Annotated in this window: 22 protein-coding genes and 1 pseudogene; 12 read left to right on the top strand and 11 right to left on the bottom strand. The window is 42.2% G+C overall.

Annotated features, from left to right (window positions below; genetic code table 11):
• Positions 1 to 34 precede the first annotated feature (34 nt).
• The 5 genes from JMX91_RS10920 to radA all read left to right on the top strand — a co-directional run bounded on the left by JMX91_RS10920 (position 35) and on the right by radA (position 4,506).
• Complete coding sequence (locus JMX91_RS10920; RefSeq protein WP_201549109.1) at positions 35 to 601, top strand: KdsC family phosphatase; 567 nt, start codon at positions 35 to 37, stop codon at positions 599 to 601.
• Complete coding sequence (gene lptC, locus JMX91_RS10915; protein WP_201549107.1) at positions 598 to 1,182, top strand: LPS export ABC transporter periplasmic protein LptC; 585 nt, start codon at positions 598 to 600, stop codon at positions 1,180 to 1,182. Before JMX91_RS10920 ends, lptC begins: the two co-directional genes overlap by 4 nt.
• Positions 1,183 to 1,271: 89 nt before the next feature.
• Positions 1,272 to 1,829 carry a lipopolysaccharide transport periplasmic protein LptA gene (gene lptA, locus JMX91_RS10910; protein WP_057760441.1) on the top strand — a complete coding sequence of 186 codons (558 nt, stop codon included), beginning with the start codon at positions 1,272 to 1,274 and terminating at the stop codon, positions 1,827 to 1,829.
• Between the two features lie 143 nt (positions 1,830 to 1,972).
• Entirely contained in the window at positions 1,973 to 2,683 is a 711-nt protein-coding gene (lptB, locus tag JMX91_RS10905) for an LPS export ABC transporter ATP-binding protein (protein WP_379544987.1), read from the top strand.
• 386 nt (positions 2,684 to 3,069) lie between these two features.
• Positions 3,070 to 4,506 carry a DNA repair protein RadA gene (gene radA, locus JMX91_RS10900; protein ID WP_201549105.1) on the top strand — a complete coding sequence of 479 codons (1,437 nt, stop codon included), beginning with the start codon at positions 3,070 to 3,072 and terminating at the stop codon, positions 4,504 to 4,506.
• Positions 4,507 to 4,668: 162 nt separating this feature from the next.
• On the opposite strand, the pseudogene JMX91_RS13460 reads toward radA, so the two are convergent.
• Together JMX91_RS13460 and rodA are read right to left on the bottom strand one after the other, a co-directional pair.
• Positions 4,669 to 5,010, bottom strand: a pseudogene (locus JMX91_RS13460) (septal ring lytic transglycosylase RlpA family protein); the annotation flags it as partial.
• A 1,107-nt stretch (positions 5,011 to 6,117) separates the two neighbouring features.
• Positions 6,118 to 7,260 (bottom strand): rod shape-determining protein RodA, encoded by a 1,143-nt coding sequence (gene rodA / locus JMX91_RS10890; protein WP_201549101.1) that lies wholly within the window; start codon positions 7,258 to 7,260, stop codon positions 6,118 to 6,120.
• Positions 7,261 to 7,544: 284 nt separating this feature from the next.
• Between rodA and JMX91_RS10885 the strand changes: the two genes are divergently transcribed.
• A complete protein-coding gene (locus tag JMX91_RS10885) occupies positions 7,545 to 8,492 on the top strand; it encodes a D-Ala-D-Ala carboxypeptidase family metallohydrolase (RefSeq protein WP_201549099.1) in 948 nt (315 codons plus the stop codon).
• Positions 8,493 to 8,760: 268 nt separating this feature from the next.
• Positions 8,761 to 9,336, top strand: a complete 576-nt coding sequence (locus JMX91_RS10880; RefSeq protein ID WP_201549097.1) for a hypothetical protein — start codon at positions 8,761 to 8,763, stop codon at positions 9,334 to 9,336.
• A 151-nt stretch (positions 9,337 to 9,487) separates the two neighbouring features.
• Here the strand turns inward: JMX91_RS10880 and JMX91_RS10875 are convergent, their stop codons facing one another.
• The 3 genes from JMX91_RS10875 to JMX91_RS10865 form a co-directional block, all read right to left on the bottom strand.
• Positions 9,488 to 11,065, bottom strand: coding sequence for a M16 family metallopeptidase (locus JMX91_RS10875; protein ID WP_201549095.1), 1,578 nt, complete (start codon positions 11,063 to 11,065; stop codon positions 9,488 to 9,490).
• Between the two features lie 67 nt (positions 11,066 to 11,132).
• Positions 11,133 to 12,629, bottom strand: coding sequence for a M16 family metallopeptidase (locus tag JMX91_RS10870; RefSeq protein WP_201549093.1), 1,497 nt, complete (start codon positions 12,627 to 12,629; stop codon positions 11,133 to 11,135).
• A 65-nt stretch (positions 12,630 to 12,694) separates the two neighbouring features.
• Entirely contained in the window at positions 12,695 to 12,844 is a 150-nt protein-coding gene (locus tag JMX91_RS10865; protein WP_201549092.1) for a hypothetical protein, read from the bottom strand.
• A gap of 762 nt (positions 12,845 to 13,606) precedes the next feature.
• On the opposite strand from JMX91_RS10865, the gene ftsY reads away from it, so the two are divergent.
• Both ftsY and JMX91_RS10855 read left to right on the top strand, forming a co-directional pair.
• Positions 13,607 to 14,518 carry a signal recognition particle-docking protein FtsY gene (gene ftsY, locus JMX91_RS10860; RefSeq protein WP_227526712.1) on the top strand — a complete coding sequence of 304 codons (912 nt, stop codon included), beginning with the start codon at positions 13,607 to 13,609 and terminating at the stop codon, positions 14,516 to 14,518.
• A gap of 54 nt (positions 14,519 to 14,572) precedes the next feature.
• Complete coding sequence (locus JMX91_RS10855) at positions 14,573 to 15,151, top strand: methylated-DNA--[protein]-cysteine S-methyltransferase (RefSeq protein WP_201549090.1); 579 nt, start codon at positions 14,573 to 14,575, stop codon at positions 15,149 to 15,151.
• Positions 15,152 to 15,225: 74 nt separating this feature from the next.
• On the opposite strand, the gene JMX91_RS10850 is transcribed toward JMX91_RS10855, so the two are convergent.
• Positions 15,226 to 15,975: a YebC/PmpR family DNA-binding transcriptional regulator gene (locus tag JMX91_RS10850; protein WP_102091781.1), complete on the bottom strand. Its 750-nt coding sequence runs from the start codon at positions 15,973 to 15,975 to the stop codon at positions 15,226 to 15,228.
• A 317-nt stretch (positions 15,976 to 16,292) separates the two neighbouring features.
• On the opposite strand from JMX91_RS10850, the gene JMX91_RS10845 reads away from it, so the two are divergent.
• Entirely contained in the window at positions 16,293 to 17,123 is an 831-nt protein-coding gene (locus JMX91_RS10845; RefSeq protein WP_057760421.1) for an ion transporter, read from the top strand.
• Between the two features lie 33 nt (positions 17,124 to 17,156).
• Here JMX91_RS10845 and JMX91_RS10840 read toward each other — a convergent pair whose 3' ends face one another.
• Both JMX91_RS10840 and aroQ read right to left on the bottom strand, forming a co-directional pair.
• Positions 17,157 to 18,458: an ABC1 kinase family protein gene (locus JMX91_RS10840; RefSeq protein WP_160022692.1), complete on the bottom strand. Its 1,302-nt coding sequence runs from the start codon at positions 18,456 to 18,458 to the stop codon at positions 17,157 to 17,159.
• A 122-nt stretch (positions 18,459 to 18,580) separates the two neighbouring features.
• The gene (gene aroQ / locus JMX91_RS10835) at positions 18,581 to 19,114 is read right to left on the bottom strand and encodes a type II 3-dehydroquinate dehydratase (protein ID WP_160022694.1); all 534 of its coding nucleotides are present in this window, start codon (positions 19,112 to 19,114) and stop codon (positions 18,581 to 18,583) included.
• Positions 19,115 to 19,560: 446 nt separating this feature from the next.
• On the opposite strand from aroQ, the gene JMX91_RS10830 reads away from it, so the two are divergent.
• Both JMX91_RS10830 and JMX91_RS10825 read left to right on the top strand, forming a co-directional pair.
• Positions 19,561 to 19,776, top strand: coding sequence for a cold-shock protein (locus tag JMX91_RS10830; RefSeq protein WP_057760416.1), 216 nt, complete (start codon positions 19,561 to 19,563; stop codon positions 19,774 to 19,776).
• A gap of 290 nt (positions 19,777 to 20,066) precedes the next feature.
• A complete protein-coding gene (locus tag JMX91_RS10825; protein ID WP_102091784.1) occupies positions 20,067 to 21,221 on the top strand; it encodes a DEAD/DEAH box helicase in 1,155 nt (384 codons plus the stop codon).
• A 107-nt stretch (positions 21,222 to 21,328) separates the two neighbouring features.
• On the opposite strand, the gene JMX91_RS10820 is transcribed toward JMX91_RS10825, so the two are convergent.
• From JMX91_RS10820 to JMX91_RS10810, 3 genes are all read right to left on the bottom strand, one after another.
• A complete protein-coding gene (locus JMX91_RS10820) occupies positions 21,329 to 22,216 on the bottom strand; it encodes a sulfite exporter TauE/SafE family protein (protein WP_201549089.1) in 888 nt (295 codons plus the stop codon).
• Positions 22,217 to 22,314: 98 nt separating this feature from the next.
• Positions 22,315 to 22,575: a cbb3-type cytochrome oxidase assembly protein CcoS gene (ccoS, locus tag JMX91_RS10815; RefSeq protein ID WP_201549088.1), complete on the bottom strand. Its 261-nt coding sequence runs from the start codon at positions 22,573 to 22,575 to the stop codon at positions 22,315 to 22,317.
• A 115-nt stretch (positions 22,576 to 22,690) separates the two neighbouring features.
• A complete protein-coding gene (locus tag JMX91_RS10810; protein ID WP_227679385.1) occupies positions 22,691 to 23,419 on the bottom strand; it encodes a YdcF family protein in 729 nt (242 codons plus the stop codon).
• Positions 23,420 to 23,437: the final 18 nt, after the last annotated feature.

The following is a 23,437-nucleotide window of genomic DNA, read 5'->3' as shown; positions in this document are numbered from 1 at the left end:
CGCTTCGAAAATAAATATTAAAAAGAGACAAATAATGCAGGACTTGATACAGAAAGCCGGACAAGTAAAACTATTGGTCATGGATGTCGATGGAATTTTATCCAATGGTCAAATTATCTATGATGCTAATGGTGTTGAGACCAAAGCGTTCTCAGTACAGGATGGTGTGGGTGTTAAGTCTCTAGCACGCTACGGTATTTTGACAGCCATTATTACTGGCCGTAGTAGTGCGATGGTAAACAAGCGCGCAGCAGAAATGGGCGTTAACCATGTGGTGCAAGGCCGTGATGATAAGCTTGTTGCACTAAACGAGCTGCTATTTTCTCTAGATCCTACCCTAAACATCACTGCTACCGACTGTGCCTATATGGGCGATGATTTACCAGACATTAAGGCGATGCAAACAGTAGGGTTTGCGGCAACCGTACCTAACGCGCATGCTGAAGTTATCAAGCGCAGTGACATGGTAACGACTCGTGCTGGCGGTACTGGAGCGGTACGCGAGATATGTGATCTTATCTTAAAAGGTCATGGACATTATCAAGACTTTATCGCGCATTACACGCTTGATGAGGCACTAACTCAGGATAACCAGTCGTGAATACACGTGTCTTAATTGTATTAGCCTTAATTATTGCCGGTATCGCGGGTTGGTTTTTTCAGCAGCAAGGCGACGTAACGCCGCCAGTCAATATTGAAACGACAGATGTCAATTATGAAGCCACTGATATCAAAGCCGTGCAGACGAATGAACAAGGTGAAACCGAATACGAGCTTACCGCTGAGTCTTTGACACATAATCCTGAAACCAATCAGGATGAAATGTCAGGCATTACTATGAATTGGGAGCCATCTGCAGAGCAACGTTATCGTATTCAAGCGGGCAGTGCAGCTATCAGTCAACAGACAGGGGAGCTTAGTTTATCAGGTGGATTTACACTGGTGAGCGAAGGCAATAAGAGTACCCCTGATATCGAACCGATAAAAGTAACTGGTAGTACGCTAAAAGGTAATACGAAATCAGGCAAGGTATACAGTGATGCGCCTGTGAAAATCGAACAAGGCATGAATCGATTTGAAGCCTCTAGTATGACTGCCAATCTTGAGACAGGTGAGTACGAATTTGGCCAAGTTGCTGTTGCCTTTTCTCCATCTGAACGCCAAGATAAAGCATTGTTTTAATCAAAGTACTTTCTATTTACCGTATCAAAAAATAGCAGCTAGCATAAAGTTTGCAAATCCTACCACCTATTATGAAATGAGTTATTTATATGAAACTTAAATTTTTGCCTACTTTACGCGCATCGTCACTCTGCTTGCACAAATTGCGCGCACTACCAATGGTGATGTTATTGGCGCTACCGCTATATAGTCATGCATTGCCATCAGATTCTAATCAGCAGATTAAATTGCTAGCGGATAAAGCCACTTATAGTGAGCGTACAGGCGTGACCAGTTATGCAGGTAATGTCATTATTACCCAAGGTACGTTTAAGATGACGGCCGATAACATCACGGTCAATCTTTCTCAGCAGCGTAGCATTAACTCAGCGGTAGCAACTGGCCGTCCAGCGACTATGCAGCAAGTAGTCACGCAAGAAAAGGGCTTGGCAAAGGGGCAAGCTAATAAGATTGACTACAACGCAGTGTCTGGGATTATTACGCTAACTGGCAATGCAAAACTGGTTCAGAATGGTGCAAGCTTCGCTGGTAATGTTATCCGTTATAGCCTAAAAGCAGGTGATGTTGAAGCGACTGCTGGCGGCAATCAGCGCGTTGAACTGGTATTCCCGCCTAATAACGGTACAAACCAAAGTGGCGTACGTTAATCCAAATAAACAGGCTATGAGTAAATAAGTCTGCCTTTAGCAATGCTTAAATTTTGTGAAAGTAAGAGTAAGTTATGAGCGATGATAAAAATCTAGACCTATCGGCATCAAATACCAATACGGCGCCTGTCGCTCGATTGACTATGCAAAATTTAGGCAAGCGATATGGTAAACGTTGGGTGGTCAAAGACGTTTCATTTTCTGTCGAACAAGGTCAAGTTGTCGGATTGTTAGGCCCTAACGGTGCTGGTAAAACGACTAGCTTCTATATGGTGGTGGGACTGGTCAATATGGATAAGGGCCGCGTTACGCTAGGTAAAATGGATTTATCTAAATACGCAATGCACGAGCGAGCGCGTGCGGGTATCGGCTATCTACCGCAAGAGGCATCAATCTTTCGTAAACTGTCTATCGAAGATAACATTTTAGCTATTTTACAGACTCGTACAGAATTAAGTAAAGCTGAACAACAGCAAGAACTTGAAAAATTGATTGGCGAGTTCCATTTAGAACATGTGCGCAAGTCTCAGGGTATGAGCGTGTCAGGAGGTGAGCGTCGTCGCTGTGAGATTGCGCGAGCATTGGCCGCTGATCCTAAGTTTATCTTATTGGATGAGCCTTTTGCAGGGGTAGATCCTATCTCTGTCGGTGATATTAAAGACGTTATTTTGACGCTTAAAAATCGCGGCATTGGCGTTTTAATCACCGATCATAATGTTCGAGATACACTGGCTATTTGTGAAAAGGCTTATATCGTATCAGAAGGCGCTATCATTGCAGAAGGCACTTCGGCTGAAGTTTTAGAAAATGATTTAGTAAAATCTGTTTATCTAGGTAAAGACTTTCAAGTATAAGTTATAGCATTAAATCCCTTATCTCATACTCTATTTTATATAGTGCGCTCAAAACAAAAAGGTGCCGTTAAAGTAGCGTTATGCTGGTATAGATTTTCCTTACTTCCTATGCATTCTACTTTCCAAGCGCTACGTAAAATTCATACTAATAAATTTCTAATTAACTAATAGAGCTACCTAAAACTATTTTATATAGAGCTTATAAGCCAGTTACTACTTATATCTATAATTAATATCTCTACAATTAACATCATCCTCTTTCAAGTACAGCTTGCAAAACCAATGGCTGACTTATCATGACAAATATTTTTAAATCAGCGCTTATAAAGCGTGACATTATTACCTTCATTATTCTCAACTGATCCTTTGAATAAGGCTTATAAGCTATGGCAAAAAATAAAAGCAGCTATGTCTGTCAGCATTGCGGTGCGCATTTTGGTAAATGGGCTGGGCAGTGTACGGATTGTGGGGAATGGAATAGCTTGGTTGAAGCCCCAAATGTCAGCATGCCACATCATAATAAGAGCACCGCGAAGCCTAATAACGCACGAGCTGCTACTCGTGGTACCAGTGCGCCAGCTGGTAACTACTCTGGTACTCACAGTGCTGTCATGCCGCTTAATGCAGTAAGTGTAACGCTCGACACACGCTTACCAACTGGTATCAGTGAGTTCGATCGCGTACTGGGTGGGGGGTTAGTGGCGGGTTCCGTAGTGTTAATCGGTGGTGATCCGGGTATTGGTAAATCAACGATCTTGCTGCAAACGGCGACCAATATGGCACGGGCTGATTCATTGGCAGGTAGTGCATTATACGTGACGGGTGAAGAGTCACTTGCACAGGTGGCCATGCGAGCCAAACGATTAGACTTGCCTGCTGATAGACTGCGTGTACTGGCTGAAACTAACGTAGAAACTATCTGCGCTGCATTAACGCAAGAGCAGCCAGCCATCGCTATTATTGATTCTATTCAGACGATTTATACGGACGCTATCAACTCTGCACCAGGTGGTGTCAGTCAAATTAGAGAGTCTGCTGCGATTTTGACGCGCTATGCTAAGCAAACGGGAACGGCGCTGTTTTTAGTAGGGCATGTAACCAAAGAAGGTACGTTAGCGGGTCCGCGAGTATTAGAGCATATGGTTGATACCGTACTTTATTTTGAAGGCCAGTCTGACTCGCGTTTTCGTATGATTCGTGCGGTCAAAAATCGCTTTGGTGCGGTTAATGAGTTGGGTATCTTTGGTATGACCGATATGGGGCTCAAAGAAGTCGCTAATCCATCAGCGATATTTTTAAGTCGTTATGACAAACCTGTTGCAGGGTCTGTTGTGATGGTCAGCCGTGAAGGTACAAGGCCATTATTGGTAGAAGTGCAGGCATTGGTAGATGATTCACAAGGCTCGCCTAGAAGGATGGCGCTGGGTCTAGATTTCCAACGTTTATCCATGTTACTAGCAGTGATGCATCGTCACGGCGGAATACATACCAGTGGACAAGATGTCTATGTCAACGTCGTTGGTGGTGTCAAAGTCATAGAAACAGGATCTGATTTGGCTGTACTGTTGGCCTGTGCTTCAAGTATTAAAGAGAAAGCGTTACCATCTTCATTAGCCGTATTCGGAGAAGTGGGTCTATCAGGTGAGATACGCCCAGTACCTAACGGACAAGAGCGGCTGAAAGAAGCAATGAAGCATGGGTTTAAGCATGCCATCATTCCAAAGGCCAATGCACCTGCTAAAAATGCGCCTCAGTTTAAAGGTATCAATGTGATTGCTGTTGAGCGACTCGATGATGCTATCGAAAGCGCGTTTGAATTGTAAAGTATGTAGAATTAATAGTACTTTGTTCTGATTAATTTAGTCGTTAATGTTAGCTTGAAGCAATAAATATGAACCATAAAAAAAGCCTAACTAATGATTAGTTAGGCTTTTTTTGCTATATAGGCTAGCAATATTATTGGTCTCTAAAACCGATACCTAAAATTAAGGTCCTGTAACGCGCTCAATAGCAACGTTACCCACGCCTTTGCTCGTAATACCGAGTTTTTTGGCAGCACCATAAGATAAATCTAATACACGGTTACCATGGAATGGGCCGCGATCGTTCACTTTTACCACGACACTTTTACCATTAGTCTTGTTAGTAACTTTGACATAGCAGTTCAATGGCAATGAGCGATGCGCTGCAGTTAAACCATTCATATCAAAAGTTTCGCCACTGGCAGTCTTGCGACCATGAAACTTACGACCATACCAAGACGCAAGGCCAGTCTGCTTGAACTTACTGACAGAGTTAGAAGCAACAGCTGTTAAGCGCTCTAATACATCTTCATCATTGGTAACTTGTGTCGTATCATTGGCTAACAATGAGCTGCTAAGTGCCAATGAAGTCGGCTGACGAGCTGACTTTACCAAACTTGATGCACCATCATGCTGACGGCTTAGTTCACCAAGTACACGGTCAATGTGGGAGGCGTTATCTTGCGAAATCATAGCAAGTGTGGTCTTTGCTTCTACAGCATTTGCATTGGTAGCGACTGCAGAGCCAGCAAATAACATTGCTGACATTGTAAGTAAACCAGATAAACGCTTGTTCATAAATACCTCTATAACTTATACATCAAAACCTAACTCTAAATATTTTAGATTGAGCATGGCATTAATCTATTGTTTTCATATTGATTAATGAGCGGCTCTTATAGATATTAATATATGGTAATTTTTCATTTCATTATCATCAGTATTCAGTACATCTAGTAGATAGAGTGACTGACGATACGCTTAAATGATAGTTAGCGATAAGCATTGAATACAAAGTCCAAAATCAGGACTGAATGACAATGTCACTATATGTCGTATTTACATGATGTGCGATATACAAACTTCATTAGAATGCTACATTAATAAAAGGTTCAGAGGACATCGCGTATCGCTTTGTTATCAAACCGTTAATTAAGTAGTGTATTTGAAAGTCTGGAATCTACAAGATGCTAACTATACGGCTATGCTACAACCTAAATATATTTAAATGCAAAGTTTATTAGTAGCTATGTACGGGTTATGTATCAGAGTACAGTAAAACGAGGTTAACGCAATTTTTTGTAAAAAACAAGGAATAAAATCTTTCTAGATTGATAGGTGGTTAACTAATATCGGAAATTGTGTCTATTTACTATTAAAAATAAGAGGCGCTAAAACGAACAATTATTTCAGATTTGTAACTATTATAGTGATTGATACGAACATACATTATATGAAAACCATTAAAATAAAAAAGCCATAGCGCTCAGAAAGAAATTCTTCTTCGCGCTATAGCTCATTGTCTTTTATCGAACCATGGGTAATACAAAACAATTTATCTTAATGGTACTACCATAGTTATTACAATGACTTACTCGAAAGACGAATTATACAGAAAGTATCTTATACAAATTAGCCGGATTTATGTGTATGGATAGACATGAGCAAGCCAAATCCTGCCATCAAGGTGACGATAGCCGTACCCCCATAACTAATGAATGGTAGTGGAACACCTACGACAGGCAAAATACCGCCAACCATGCCGACATTGACGAATATATAAACAAAGAAAGACATAGCGATAGCACCAGCCAACAATCTGCTGTAAACGTCAGGATGGGTGAAAGCGATATATAAGGCGCGTGATAAAAGGCAGAAATAAATGAACATCAGTAGCATCACACCGAGTAAACCAAACTCCTCGGAGAAGGCGGCAATGATAAAGTCAGTATGGCCTTCTGGTAGGAAATGTAGGTGTGACTGCGTGCCCTCCAGATAACCTTTTCCAGTAAGACCACCAGAACCAATGGCTGTCTTCGATTGAATGATGTTCCACCCAGCACCTTGTACATCTGCTTCAGGATTAAGGAGTGTCAAGACTCGCGTACGCTGATAGTCGTGGAGTAAAAAGTTCCAAGCAAATGCTATAAACGGTACAGCCAAAATTACAGCAGCAGAGATTAAACGCCATGAAAGGCCTGCTAAGAAAAGTACAAATATACCACTAGCAGCGACCAGTAGGGATGTACCAAGATCGGGCTCTTTAGCAATTAATAGTACAGGTACAATGATCAATGCCAAGGTAATAGCAATGCTAGACGCTGACGGTGGCAAATCACGCTTAGACAAAAACCAAGCACACATCATTGGCATGCCCAGTTTCATAAACTCTGAAGGCTGCACACTACCGAACCCAGGCAAATTGATCCAGCGCTGAGCACCCATACGTACTTCACCGATAATATCTACCAATACCAATAATATAAGCCCTAAGACATAAAATATGGGCGTGAAAGTACGATAGAGACTGGGCGGTATCTGCGCCATGGTAAACATCACAGTGAATGCCACACCATAACTGACCATTTGGCGAATAACCATACCAATATCTTGGCTTGCAGCGCTGTATAGAATCGTCAGACCAATGCAACAAACCGTCAACAACAGTAAAGTTAACCATGGGTCGATATGAATGCGTTGCCATAGTGTCGGTGCATGACCTTGACCCAAATGATGGCTCTGACGTGAAAAACGATATTGCGGGTTAGAAGACATAGGCAGAATTTGGCTAACAATTGGTGTAGGAGGGAAGTACTAAATAAATTATCTCATTATAAATAATGATGAGAAGCGTACTTAAAAGTACCGACTTTAATAAAAATATGCGAGCACGCAATGGCTATATAATTCACAAATAATAATAAAGTCACTCAATTATAAAAGTTGTAAGGATAAGTGTTAATTATCAATATTGGACTTCAAATTAGAAGCGATAGTTTAGCCTGCTTGTTGAAAATTTGATAGTATCGATAAAACGTTTTTAGCGGTAGTTTCTTGCAATGATAAAATCAAAAATCCATGCGTATAGGCAAATTTGCCAACCTATTATCACCCTTATCCTATGTGCTGGCAGTGTCAGTGCTCATGCCGTTATCATCAGTAATGATAGTGAACGCCGTATTCAAATACGTCAAAGTAGCAGTACAAGCAATAATAGTAATGCTTATATAACGCCCTCTACCAACAGCTCAAATCAGCGTCCTGGTGTCACCATGTTGAGTGGTGCGAATGCATCAAGTGGCGACAGTATGCAAAACTTGATTGTACAAAAACAGCGTGATTTCGAGATTGATGCTAGGTTGTCCATTGAAGAAAACAAACGTGTGAATGTAGTGAGACGCGGTACTACTTATAGTACAGCAAACAACACCTATAATGGTGCTTATAACGATTCTATGAGTATGGACTTTAATGCATGGTTAAATAGCAATAGCTATCGTGCCAGACAAGTAGCAGAGTACGAACGCTATCTCAGCGCACGAGTCGGGTCACAGAATGTACCGCCATTATCGCAACTGCTGACGACTGCCCGTAGTTGGAGTAAATGCGGGTATGAGCCGTATCAATTGCCACCTCAAGAGCTATGGTCTAACATTGTACCAACATTGCGCCTTTATAGTGAGTTGAAAAACCAAGGTATTTTACCACTCAGCAGTGAGATACGTTCGGTATATCGTAACCCGGGTTTGAATGACTGTGCAGGCGGGGCAGACAGTAGTAAGCATATGAATGCAAGTGCTATGGATATCTGGGTGCCTGAGTATGAAGACAATCTATGGCGTTTGAGTACCATGCATGATGGCTTATGTCAGTTTTGGCAGTATCAAGGACAGCCTTATAATTTTGGCTTAGGATTATATGCGACAGGGGCTATTCATTTAGATACTGACGGTTATCGTAAGTGGGGATTCAATCACGCTAGTAGTTCCTCTTCTTGCCGCTATTAATTGATTTATGAAGAATCGAAAGTTCGAATAAATATAAAGTTAACCGAGATAACACTAGATATATATTCATTTTTATATATACTATTCCAATGCTTACTAAAAATAATAATTTCGTAATTATCTGGTAGGATTCATACGTTAGACGCATGAGTTCATTAAAAATTTGTTTGGTCTTTAAAAAATATGCTTTAATAATATGTGTTATCAATCGCCTTTATATTTTCATGGCTTATAAAGAAAACCACCAAATTTACTTTAAGCGAAAACTATGAAAAATCAGCGCTCGACAATGAAAAACTATCATAAATTAAATAACGAGAAGCAAAGTTTTTTGCACTCGAACTATAAGTATGGTGCTTTGTTTACTTCTGCACTTATGTCGGCATTACTGATTAGTGCGTGTAGTACAGAGATGTCTTCTGAGAATAGTATGATAGTAACGGATAAGTCTGATAGACATATACAAAGCTCTAAAGAGATAGAAGATAGTATCAAGAACTCTTACGCTCGTTTGGCCTCTAAGCGCTCTGATGTCTGTCCAAAATTAATTCAAGAAGAAACGGGTAATCAGGTTATCGAACGCATATCAGAGGTCATGGTAAATGACTACTGTGATTATTTTTTATATCCGCGAGAGGGTCAGCGCCTCAATGTTAAAGTAGATGACCGTCAAATAGAAGCGCTATTAATTGTGCCGACGCTACATAACTTTGCCAATGGTAATTATAAAGTGACGTCTTATGATAAGCATGTTATCCGTTTAAGCTATAACGGGGCTACCCATAAGCCTGAGCATTTTGTCTATGATGTTGCGCTAAAAATTTCTGACGCCAAGCATTCCTAATGCCTAGCATTAAGAATGTTCTGCTTCTTATTAATGCATCATAGTAATTCAAATATTTAAATGGACATATTATAAGCAGTATTCTTTACCACTTATAATACGTTCACAAAATTAATGAGCCTTAACTTTTCTAAACTACTTTCCTAGCAACTTATTTCTTACTGGTTTTTTTTGCCGCTTTATTTTCTTTCCACGGATCTTCTTGCCCAACCGTAACTATCAAAAAGTTATCAGGTTTTAGCGTATCTCGCATGGTTTGATTGACCTCTGAAAGAGTGACTTGATCAATGCGATTGGTATAGTCAGCTAAGTAATTATTCGGTAATTGGTAAAAATTCATCATTCCGAGTAAGCCGTTAATACCAGCATTGCTTGCAAATCCCATCGGGAAGCTGTTTTTCAAATTATCTGTAGTCAGGCGCATCTCATCATTAGTAATGCCCTTGTCCAGCGTTTCATTGATAACATCTAAGCTTGCATCAATGGCCGCACGTGCCTTGTCATTACGTGTCGAAAAACCAATCTGGTAGGGACCTCGAGAGAGCATGGGATTCATCGACCCTGAGATTCCATAAGTATAGCCAAGGTTTTGTCTTACCTCCGTCATTAGCCGCGCATTAAAGTCACTGCCTGCCATGACTTCGTTTCCAACAGCAAAGTTAGTCTGCTGCTGCTGTGCTATTGGGTCGGTAGCTCGTTTGCTACCGAGTTGTCCCATGAGTACAGTGGTTTGAGTGCTTGGAAATGGAATATGAACGTACTGCGCTTTAGTAAGCGGTTTCGGCTCAGGTAAATCAGTGGCAGCTTGGCCAGTAGGCAATTTAGCAGTGATGTCTTCTGCCAGTTTTTTGGCTTGTGCTAATGTCAGGTTGCCGGTCATAGCAACAGACGCGTTTGCTGCTACCAGATATCTGTTTTTAAAGTCTATCAGTTGTTGTTTCTCAATCGTAGGAACGCTTTCTAGCGTGCCGACTGATGGATGCGCGTAAGGGTGAATACCGTACAAAGCATCATTGAAAGCGATACTGGCTAGGCTATTGGGATCTTGTTTTTGTTGCTGCAGACCTACCAACAGTCTTGCTTTATTGCGAGCTAAAACTTGCTCGTCAAACGTAGGCTCACTCACCATCTGTGTCATTAAATCAATGGCTGGCAGGAGATGCTTATCATCAGATAAGCTACGCAGTGAAACGATAAACATATCCTTATAGGCACTACTGCTTAGATTAATGCCCAACGTTTCCACTGCACGTGTAAATGCGTTTTCATCTAAGCTTTTTGAGCCCTGTTCGAGCATCGTCGCTGTCATATTCGCAATACCAAAACCATCCTTTTTGATACTACCATCACGTGCGCTACCAGCATTAAAACGCAAATCAACATCGACGATTGGCAAGGTGGTCGTTTGTACAAACATAACAGGTACGCCAGACTTGGTCTTAAACTGTTGAATGGTTGGCACGGTGACTTTTAAGGGCTTGTTATCGTCTAAGCTGGTTAGCTTAGATAAGGCAGCAATTGGCGCACTTGCATCGACTGCAGCAGGTGAGCGGTAATCTTCAGCAGCTGTTGTATCAGCTTGAGCAGTAGTAGCCAAGATACCAAAAGCAAAAATTACGCTAGCACTGAGATAAGATCCCTTTTTAGATGCGATAGTGCTTCTTATAGAGGCTGAAGCAGTTTTAAAAGATTTTGGTTTTGCTTTAGAGTCGTATTTATTCTGAATCATGAGTTTCTTCTTATTAAGAATACGGTGCTATGGCCATTTTTATGAGACGTTTGATAATAGGCAGCGACTATTTCGCTGGGGTTTTACTGTCTTTAGGTGGCACGACATGCATCACCGTCAAGTTGTCTTTGACCAAATATTTTTTGCTGGCAGCCTGAATGTCAGCCACACTGATACCGTCGAGCTTAGTTGGCAGTTTAGCAAGCAGTCTGTCATCTAGACCGATAGATTGTAACGAGCCAATCATACGTGCCTGTCCTTCCATGCTGTCTTGTGCATAGATCAAACCAGTAACCGTATTAGTCTTGGCACGACTGATTTCGTCATCGGCAATCGGATCGGTTTTTAACTTTTCTATTTCTGAGGTTATGGCTTGTTGTGCTTGCTCTAAGCTGACGCCTTCACGAGGTGTTGCTTGTATTAAAAACAGCCCATCTCCGCGATCTAACAAGTCGTAAGAAGTACCAACCGTGGTAAGCAGACCTTGCTCACGTATCAGTCGACTCTCTAAGCGTGCAGATAAGCCGCCATCGAGCACATCTTGCGCAAGTGACAGGGCATAAGCTTGTTTTTCATTGTTGGTGCCTGCCGTGGCAAGGCTTGGCACGTTGTAACCCATCAGTAGAACGGGTACTTGTACGGCTTGCTCAGAGTCTACCTTTTGATAACCACGGAAGCCTTTTTGAGTCACAGAAGTACGTTTGGGTAGGTCACTTTTTTCTAAATCACCAAAGTAACGTTTGACTTGAGTGAGTACTTCCTGTGGTTGCACGTCGCCGACGATGACTAACGTTGCATTATTTGGTGCATACCATGTCTTATACCAGTCTTTTAAATCTGAAAGTTTGATCGATTCTAGCTCGCTCATAGGTCCAATGACAGATTCACCTTTTGGGCTGTCAGGTAAGGCCAGCAGACGAAATGACTCATACGCTTTGGCAAGGGGATTGTCATCAGTACGTTGGCGACGCTCTTCCATGACCACTTGATGCTCTTTGGCAAATTCTTTGTCATCGAATATAAGGTTTTTCATGCGATCTGCTTCAAGCTCTAACGCTAATGGCATACGATTGGCAGGGAACAGCTCGTAGTATCCGGTATAGTCATAGCTGGTAAAGGCATTGTTGACGCCGCCAAACTTAGCAATTAGCCGCTCATAATCATCACTAGAGACATTGGTCGTGCCCTTAAACATCATGTGCTCAAGCAAGTGAGAGATACCACCTTTATCAAGAGGCTCATCTGCCGAGCCCACTCGGTACCAGATTTGTGTCATAGCGACTGGGGCACGGTGGTCTTCTTTTATAACGACTTTTAGACCGTTTTCTAACTGATATTCATGTCGACCTGACATGTCCATTGTCAACTCAGACGGCTGTGTGTCTTTGCTCGTTTTATTTTCATCTGATATGTTTTGAGCCGAGCTATCTGTTGTGATTGAGCTTGTCGCGGTTGCAGAGTTAGTAGGTATCGTATTGGTTTGACATGCAGCAAGTGACGCTGCTACTACTAAGGCACAAGCCATGCGTAATGGCGCAGCTGCTAGAGGTAAAGACAATGACATGGTATGGTCTACTTATATAAAATAATAACTGAAGAATTAAATGCTAATCATAGTAATAAATGGCATTACAAAGAGGTCTGAGCACCAACCATAACACTAGCAGTCGGTCTAAACTCTTGCGTCGTGGTGCAACCCGCCACCAATATAGTCGTCGTTAATAAAACAGCCACACTGATGCTGCTGATTTTTTTGTAGTGCTTAGAGAATAATGACATAACGGATTCCTAATAAGTATTTATCGAATAAGTCTTGGTAGAGTAGGCGAAGTCTGACAAGTAACAGGTCAGAATTTTGTGTCCAAACCTTAAGCAAAACTTTCTCAAATCATCGAGTGATTTTTTAAACAGATAAATTTTGACGATAGTCTAATAGGGTAAGGGCTGAGCATGACTTGAATTATGCTAAAATAGGTCAAAATTAGATGTCATGTCGCTCGTAGCCAGATGACAACCTATAAATCCATTAACAATAAACAAATAATTGATTTTGATAACTTTTAGGGCAAACTTATGAACAACCCAAACAACAGTAACCGCGTAGTCATTAACCTTGATGCGGGTCTTGACGACTTAGATGACGATGATATTACCTTACCCAGTCTACCGGTGCAATCTGTGCCCATTATTGATGAAACAGAGAGTGTTGCTCTACAAAAAGACAGTACGGTAAATCAAGACGTCTCTAGCAATGATGCTGCAAACAATATTGCTTTAGCGACACCAATTGTTATGACAGAAGAGCATAACGTCCCTAAAGGTAATTCTGAAAGCTTTTCAAGCGCTACAGAGACAGCCGCTACAAGTGGAACTAATACTGCGTCGACTATTCCTGCTATGCCATTGCAGGAGCAATTAGGTGATACGCCAAGCGTAAACCCAGTGGCTGACAATGACGCACAGGCAGCTACTAGCAAAGAGTCCGCTACAGAATCACAAGAGACTAAAGAGAATAAGAAAAAGGGCAGCTGGTTCAACCGTATGAAAACGGGCCTCAGTAAGTCACGCAAAAACTTAGCCGAAGGGATGGTCAGTATCTTAATCGGTGGTAAGGAGATTGATGACGAGCTATTAGAAGAAGTCGAAGATCAACTATTGGTAGCCGATATTGGCGTCAACGCGACGAACCGTATCATCAAGAGCCTCACCGAGCAGACAGATCGTGGTGACCTGATCTATGCTCATTCTTTATATAAAGCATTGCAAAGTGAGTTGGTTGATATCCTAACGCCAAAAGTTGAGCCATTGGTGATTGATACTAGCAAAAAGCCGTTTGTTATATTGGTAGTAGGTGTCAATGGTGTAGGGAAAACCACAACGATCGGTAAGCTTGCCAAGCGCCTACAGGGCGAGGGTAAATCAGTTATGCTGGCAGCAGGCGATACGTTCCGTGCGGCAGCTACTGAGCAGTTACAGATTTGGGGCGAGCGCAATCATATTCCAGTGGTAGCGCAAGGTCATGGTTCCGACAGCGCTTCTGTCATTTTTGATGCGATGCAATCAGCCAAAGCAAAGAATATCGATGTGCTCATTGCCGATACTGCTGGACGTCTGCAAAACAAGACACATTTGATGGCAGAGTTAGAGAAAGTCGTACGTGTCATGCGTAAAGCGGATCCAAGTGCCCCGCATGAAGGTATGATTGTGCTGGATGCTGGCACGGGTCAAAATGCTATCAACCAAGTTGAGCTGTTTAATAAAGTTGTGCCGTTGACAGGTATTACTATTACTAAACTAGACGGTACTGCTAAAGGTGGCGTGGTATTTAATATTGCCGAAACGACAGATGTGCCTATCCGATATATTGGTGTGGGTGAGTCGATTGATGACTTGCGTTCTTTTAGTCCGAAGCAATTTGTCGCCGCTTTGTTCGAGACCGATGATAAAGAATAAGAGAGCCAGTTTTATCTGGTAAATCATTTTTAGAAGAATAGGGAAGTAGACGCTATGATAGTTACCACAGCAGCCTTTGGGTTACATCGATTAACATTGATTGCTCGTGTCAATGAGCATACCAGCGAGCATGGTCAGCCTATGCTTGTTGAAGCCAACTGGCTGCTGGCAGGTAACTCATGGCATAGTTCAAAATCTGTACCCAAACTTAAAAAGTACTATGGCCTGACAGATGAAGACTTTACCTTTATAGATAAAAATAGCCTAAGCATAAATGAACCTGTTCAAGCATTGTTAATAGCAACGATTTCCCAACTTAAAGACTATGCTGATGGTAAACGTAAGACATTGGATTTGCCTTTAGACTTCTCTATGGGTACTGAGTTCCAGCAAAGAGTATGGCAGGCACTACAAGGTATTGAGTATGGCGAAACCATCAGCTATGCCACACTCGCGCAGCGTGTCAACAGTCCAAAGGGATTCCGTGCAGTTGCGCAGGCAAATGGCAAAAACCCTTTTAGCATTATTGTGCCTTGTCATCGAGTCATTGCAAGCGATGGTAAGCTTGGGGGCTATACAGGCGGGCTAGATAAAAAAGAGTATTTACTATCATTAGAAGGAAGTTGGACGTAAAACTAAATCTATCTTAATAAAAAAAGGCCAAATACTTTTAGTATCTGGCCCTTTTTACTGAACAATTAATACGCTTATGCTTCAAGCTGAGCCATGACGTCAGCAGAGAAATTCACGTTAGTATAAACCTCTTGCACATCATCAGCATCTTCTAACATATCAATCATCTTCATGATCTTTTCAGCATCATCGACATTGTCGATCTCAGCCGTGGTAGATGGTGACATAGTGACCTCGGCGTTGTCAGAAATAAGACCGGCCGCATTAAGGGCATCTTGGACTTGACCGAAGCTTTCCCATTCAGTGATAACGAGTAAGCTTTCGCCATCATTTTCGATATCAACGGCGCCCGCATCTAGTGCAACGAGCATGACTTCATCTTCTAAGCTGACATCGTTAAAAGTGATTTCGCCACGTTTGGTGAATAGATACGCCACTGAGCCTGATGTGCCAAGATTACCATCATTCTTGGTAAAAGCATGACGTACTTCGCTGACCGTACGGTTAAGGTTATCTGTCATGGTTTCGACCAATACGGCCACACCACCAACACCGTAGCCTTCGTAACTGACTTCTTCCATATTCTCATTATCACCGCCGCCTGTACCACGGTCGACAGCACGATTAATCGTGTCGCGCGTCATATTGACGGATAGGGCTTTTTCGATAACGGCACGTAAGCGTGGGTTTTTGTCAGGATCGGGATCGCCTTGTTTGGCAGCTGAAACGATTTCACGAATAATCTTGGTAAATATCTTACCCCTTACTGCATCCTGACGGGCTTTACGGTGTTTAATATTTGCCCATTTTGAATGGCCTGCCATATAACATCCTTAAGTTCTACGTACTATTTTTATGGGTAAAAAAAGTGATTAACAACAACCTTCGATATCTGATTGTCTGATTTTATACTATCATTACTTTGTCTATTTAAGGTAGTAGCGCTACTGACACGTTAACGATTTGTATGTTGTTGAGAGTGCTTTTTTGCTACACTGTGGCAACTTATAGATTGTATTCACTGTGATAGGTGAGCGATATTATAAACCAGTTTTAGCTATTTTGACCAACTTGCCCTTATCCATCACATTTTAAGTCATTGCGTGCTATCAAGCCATTGATTTTATAAAGTACTGATTCTATGAAGCAACCAACCGCCGAAGCTCTTACACACTTGCGTAACCGTACGCATATCATTATTGAAGGCACAGATACTCGTCTGGGTAAGCTCTTTGATATTGTATTGCTGATCGCAATTTTAGCCAGTGTGGCCGTCGTCATGCTTGATAGTGTGCTATATATGCGTTTGCAGTATGGCACGTTGTTCTTTTATGCAGAGTGGTTTTTTACCATCTTGTTTACCATTGAGTATGCGTTAAGGCTGTTTTCAGCACCCAACCGCTTACGCTATGCTTTTAGTTTCTTTGGAATAGTAGACTTACTGTCTGTATTGCCAAGTTATTTGAGCCTAATGTTTGTAGGCGTACAGTATCTACTCGTGATACGGGTATTACGTATTTTACGCGTGTTCCGCGTTCTTAAGCTCAAGGCCTATATGCAACAGGCTGGGTTTTTGGCGTCTGCATTAAAAACCAGTCAGCAGAAAATTACAGTTTTCTTCCTATCGCTTGTATTGTTAGTAACTATCTTTGGTTCAATTATTTATGTCGTAGAAGGGCCAGAGAATGGATTTACCAGTATTCCATTGTCTATCTACTGGGCAGTTGTCACGATGACGACGGTTGGCTATGGTGATATGTCACCGAAAACACCGCTCGGCCAAGCAATTGCAACCATGGTCATGATCACGGGTTATTCGATTATTGCGGTACCAACAGGTATTTTTACGTCAGAGTTAGCACGTAATATGCGTCCACAGTTGAACCCAGTGACTTGTCCAAACTGTGGTAAGTTCGGCCATGCAGTAGGGGCAGACTTTTGCGATCGTTGTGGACACGCGCTACATATCTAGAGATAGGTTTAATCCTGACAGTCAACATACCTACTACGCATCGATGTATTCGTCAACCAGTGGTGACAGGTCGATCTCGACGCCTAGATTGACCAAATTCCAGTATTGTCCTGATACAGTACGGTCTAGCATCATAGTGGTGGCTGAGGGTTGAAACTGACCAAAGTACTTTAAAGACGTACGCATCTGGGCAATGGCCTCGTGATGTACTTGGCTACTACCGAAATCAAATTCACCTTCTTGATAGGGGCTAATGGATAAAGGTTTAAGCCCAATCGATAGCCACTTTTCATAAAACTCACCAGGGATGTTCTTATCATCTTCGCGGCGAATATCTAGGGCAATCAAATCTTGCTCAAGTGCAGTGACGTCACCTCTTAGCGCATGTTTGACAAAGCGTTTGAATAGCTGCACTTCGCTATCGCTATAGCTGCGGATGCCACCAAAATCATATGCCACGACGCTACCGTCATGACGGAACGCAAAGTTACCTGGATGAGGGTCGCAGTGCATACGGTATAAGCCAAACAGCTGCCCTGCGGTAAAATGAAACAGACGCTCTGCTATTTTTTGTTTGACGCCATTGTCCCATGTCGCGGCGACAGTCAATGTCTCTCCCATCTCTTCGGTCAACGTTAAAATCCGTCTAGAAGAATGGCTGCTAATCACTTTGGGAATAATAAGCCCTTCATCTTCTGCATGAAAAGCACCAAACACACGTAAATTATGAGCTTCTTTGACATAGTCCAATTCATCATGCAAGCTCTGACGAATCTCATTAAAAAGCTGCTCTTGTAGTTGCTTACTCATATTGAGCACGCCAGCGATTTTTAATGCCATACGTACTTGTTTGAGATCGCTATCGCAGTTTTCATCGACATCAGGATACTGAACTTTGACCACTACTTTTTGACCCGATGGCAACGTCGCTTTATGCACTTGTCCAATAGATGCTGCGGCAAAAGGTGTCTCTTCAAACTCGCTGAATAATTCTAAGATCGGCGCTTTCAGTTCGCGTTCAACTTGGGCTTGTATCTGCGCATATGGCATTGGCGGCGCATCTTTCTGTAGCTTTTCAAGTGCTGACGCAACCTCAGGCGGGAACACATCCTTATATTGTGAAGCAATCTGTCCGACTTTCATCACTGCACCTTTCATCTCACCTAACGTCTCGGCAATTTGAACGCCCACGTCTTGCATCAGATCTGAGCGAGCCTGCAGACGTTTTTCTTCGTCACTTGAGAGATGCTTAAATGAGTTTTTGGCGGCTTTGCCAGCAATACTCGCTGTCATGCCAGCGAGTTTCATAAAGCGTTTTCCGGACGATTTTGCCATTCATGTCACCGTATAATGGGTTGTTTACTCAGTCGTAATTCTATTATTTTACTTGCAAGATTACTGTTTGACTAATGTGTGAAGACGCGAGTAATCATTTATAAAAAGTAAGCACAGTCATATCATTTGCTTGTGTCAACTGCATACATATTGCTCAACCAGTAATCAAGCGCCATTTGATAGCCTAATTGTCCCAAACCGCAAATGACACCGACCGCAATGTCACTTAAATATGAATGATGACGGAAAGGCTCACGGGCATGCACATTGGATAAATGTACTTCTATAAATGGTTTTTGGGTGGCCAACAGCGCGTCGCGTAGAGCCACTGAAGTATGTGTAAAGGCAGCCGGATTGATGATGATAGCATCGACTTGGGCAGGTTTGTCCGCTAATAATCCATGATGCTGAATATCATCTACTAGCTTACCCTCATGGTTGGACTGTATACATATTAACTCTACACCGTGGTGAGCCGCGTGCTCAACTAGTTGCTTTTCTATATCAGCAAGTGTTGTATGACCATAAATGTGCGGTTCTCGCTTGCCTAATAAATTCAAATTTACCCCATTTACCAGTAGTAATTTATGAGTCAGTATTTGATTTGAATTTTCGTTAGTCGATTGTTCGGCTGTTTTTGATGGAGTAGAGGTCATAATGGTCTCGGTAACTATTGAGCGATGTTAATAATTTATTATATTATAAGAATAATCTAAGGTGCGCGGCGTTAAGCTAAAATGGCTTCAACGCATTTTGCTCTTTATCATAACAGCTTGATAGCTAGGTTATAAAAATTTGTCTAAAAAAATTATTTAGATATCAAAAAGCATATTAAAAGTCTTTATGTTGCTAAAAACCCGTGCTATGATATTTTTTATGCAATAAATATTGCAAGTTTGTTGCTATCATCAAATTTCATGACGATAAGTGCGTTTGGCGAATTCGTTATGGAAACACTATGTATGTAATTCAAGAACTACATAGACGATGGTAAGTAGAGTAGTAATACTCTTAATTTTTGATTTCATAATCTTAGACCCTGTTTATATGCAATGTCGCAAAGGAAGCTAGGGCTAAGCGGACTTTTTTAGGAAGTAATATTATGTCAGCTCGTGAGCAAGGTATCGTTAAGTGGTTTAATGACTCAAAAGGCTTTGGTTTCATTCAACGTGACAGCGGAGAAGATATTTTTGTCCATTTCCGCGCGATTCAGGGTGATGGCTATCGTTCTCTAAAGGATGGCGAAAAAGTTGAGTTCAGCGTAGTAGAAGGTGACAAAGGTCTGCAAGCTGAAGAAGTCAGAAAGATAGAAGAGTAATTTACTCAGGCATTAAAGCGGTTTAGTTATAATGTCTGTACAAACTACTGATATACTACTGAGTCAAGCCCATCTTATCTTACCTATGTTGAGTGAACTGCAGCATATTTGGTAGGATTGGATTTGGGCTTGGCTTTTTTTGTGCCTATATGGCTGATGGTTTTCCGCAGACTCGATAAGGCTACTTTTACTGATTACGGTTTAAACGCTACATTTGACACTATAAAGGTTCATTGTGAGCCTATGTATAATTAATAAAATACGAGCAATTCATTTAAAAGGATATTTTTTTGAGCAATTTTACAACGTTTACTGATTTGCCACTTTCAACAGCGACTCTGCGTGCAGTAAGTGATCTAGGCTTTACTGAATTGACGCCCATTCAAGCAAAGATACTACCGCATACATTGGCACATCAAGATGCTATTGGACAAGCACAAACGGGCACAGGGAAAACAGCGACCTTTCTACTGACTATTATGGAAGCCTTGCTTAAGCGCCCATTTACCAATGACGAAGAGCGCTATCTTGGTGAGCCGCGTGCTGTGGTCATGGCACCAACTCGCGAACTGGCTCAGCAAATATTTGATGACTGCATTGCATTAACCAAATATACCTCGCTACATAGCGTCTGTATTATGGGCGGTACTAACTATGAAACTCAGCAGCACGAGCTGGAACGTCAATACGTTGATATCTTGGTAGCGACGCCTGGCCGTCTAATTGATCTTGCTAATAAAGGCATGGTGTATCTAGATAGAGTAGAGGTACTGGTACTTGATGAAGCCGATCGCATGTTAGATATGGGGTTCATTCCTGATATCAAGCGCCTAGTTGGTCGAATGCCTGCCAATACTGATCGTCAAAGCTTGCTGTTTTCTGCAACCTTTAACCAAGATGTGATGAATTTGGCCTATCGTTGGTTACATGAGCCTCAGTTTGTTGAAATTGAGCCTGAACACAAGACCAGCGAGTTAGTAGATCAGCATTTTTATTTGCTGACAGAAGATCAAAAGCTAGACGCCTTGCAGCGTATTATCAGTGATGAAGCAGTAGAGAAGGTCATCGTCTTTGCCAATCGTAAAGACCAAGTAAAGCGTCTGTATCACAAACTGCGTCAAGCGCATAATATCGTGATGCTCTCGGGCGATGTCATTCAGCAAAAACGTGAGAAATACTTACAGCGTTTCAAAGATGGTCACGCGTCTATCTTGGTGGCGACAGATGTAGCAGGGCGCGGTATCCATGTCGATGATATCAGTCATGTGGTTAACTTTACTTTGCCTGATCAGCCAGATGATTATGTGCATCGCATTGGTCGTACGGGCCGTGCGGGCCAGACAGGTATTAGTATCAGCTTTGTGAGTGAGGATGATGCTTTTAATATACCGGCATTAGAGAAGCATTTAGAAACCAAGTTTACGCTTGAGCAATGGCAGGAATAATTGCTATAAACTGAGCATTATTCAAAAAATAAAAGCCCTCAATATCAAACATGGTATTGAGGGCTTTTTTATATGCTAAGTGTTAATAGTATCTGTTACCGATAACTTTATTGAGCGTGTTCCATCATTTCAGTATGCTCATGGTGATTCATGTCCACTGATTCATCACTCATGTCATTCATACTATGATCCATATCCTGCATGTTGTGATCCATGTCTGCTGCCATATCCGTATCATGATTCATTTGGCTCATGTCGTGAGAGTCCATATCAGACATCATAGCAGTATGGCTACCATGATTCATCTCACCATGGCCGCCATGCATATTTGCCATGACCATCGGCACGACTGCTACTGCCAACCCTGATATGACCATAACCGCACCATTTAACTGCCTTAAGCGAAAACGTCCGATCTTATCACGTAGCCAACCGACCGTTTCGTGCGTCGCAACCAACATCGGTATGGTTCCTAGACCAAAGACAAACATCAACGCAGCACCGCTTAATGGATTATGAGCAACGACCGCAATTAGTAGGGCGCCATATACCAAACCACAAGGCAAAAAGCCCCAAAGCAACCCTGCTGTTAATGCGCGCGGAAAAGTATTAAGTGGAAATACCTTTTGACGCAATGGGCTAAGATGCTGCCAAAAGCGCATACCAAAACGTTCGAGCTTAGTCAAAAACGGTGCACCAAGCATCGTTACACCGACGAATACCAGTACCAATCCTAATAAAATACGCGGTGTACTATTACCCATCATCAATGGCTTTAATACAGTAATACCGATAAGCCCTGCGATTAAACCCAGTAATGCGTAACTCGTTAAACGCCCAAAATGATACGTGGCCACCAAAGCACGGCGTTTGGCGGGGCTAACATCTTTCATAGACAGACCAAATGCGGTCACAAGACCGCCACACATGCCTAAGCAATGCGGTGAACCAAAGAATCCCATTAGTAATGCCGCCACAAGTAAAGCGATGGTCATGAATGCGTCTCCTAAGAATAGTAAAGGGCGAACTTGCTAGTGCTGAACTGGTTAATAAAACGGTACCAATAAATTACGCATTTATAAGGTAGATAAGATTAGATTTCTGAGTTTTTATTTATCTCAGAATTATCGTTTTTTCCATCAGTTGCCACTGTTTCATCTTTTTGCTGGGTAGGTGCTGAGCGTTCATGAGCCTGCATGGTTTGGCGGCGTTCTTGACGGTCATCCAATATAATACGCTGTGATGCATTGTCCAGATCTTCGAATTGATTTGACTTGACCGCATAACGCACTGCCCAAATAGCAACCACAAACAGCATGAGACTTAATGGAATTAATAAAAATATACTGAGCATGGCAAATCTCTTAAATAGCAGTGTCTCTTATCATTATACACCCATCACAAATGTAGTGGATGATCGGTAGCATTTAGAATGCGTCTCTCAATGGTACCGTATATGTCTTTAACGTTTATTCGTCAGAGTTTTTTGTGGCGGTGCCTCTTGGGGTCAATAGCTGCTGTGAAGTCACATCATTGGCATGGCGACAGTCCATCTGGGGACGTATCACATCGCGCAGGTAGGCTGCGACCTCATAGACAGCGCGCCGTGAGTGACTTAAGTTGTGGGCAGGTTTCATCCAGTCGCGTCTTACTGGCAGTGGCGCAGGGAGTGGTGTGCTATTGATGCCATTTAAGGCAAACTGTCTGCGTGCACGCGCCATATGATAGCTATCAGTAATCAGATATACATGGCGTAGCGGAATGCGTTTGGCTGTAAAACGGGCGTTTTCACATGTATTCATGCTGGCATTTTCACTTATCAGTCCATCGATACCGTGTTCCATCAACCATTGACCGAGCCATGGAGCTTCAGCGCCACTCAGTACGATCGGTAGGGGTAAATCATGGTAAGCGCCTGCAGCGGTACGGGCGCGATTGAGGCTATAGCGATTGAGGATAATTTGGTTGTTGTGGTCATTGGTCAGACCGCCGCCTAGGACTACATAGGCAGTAGGCGGTGAGCTCATGGCAGCAGAAGGCATATCAGGTAGCGGCAGTAGAGAAAAGATATAAACGATTGCTTGCGAAAACAGCGGAGTAAATAAGCTAATAATCACCAAAATGACAGACGTTGAGCCTAGTATAAAAGTAATATTGATAATGCGGAATAGCGTCACCATGCGTTCAGAAAACCGCAAGTAATATCGCCATAATCG

It is taken from the genome of Psychrobacter sp. Pi2-1 (genome assembly GCF_904846645.1).
GTDB lineage: Bacteria > Pseudomonadota > Gammaproteobacteria > Pseudomonadales > Moraxellaceae > Psychrobacter.
This window is presented reverse-complemented; position numbering and strand designations above follow the sequence as displayed.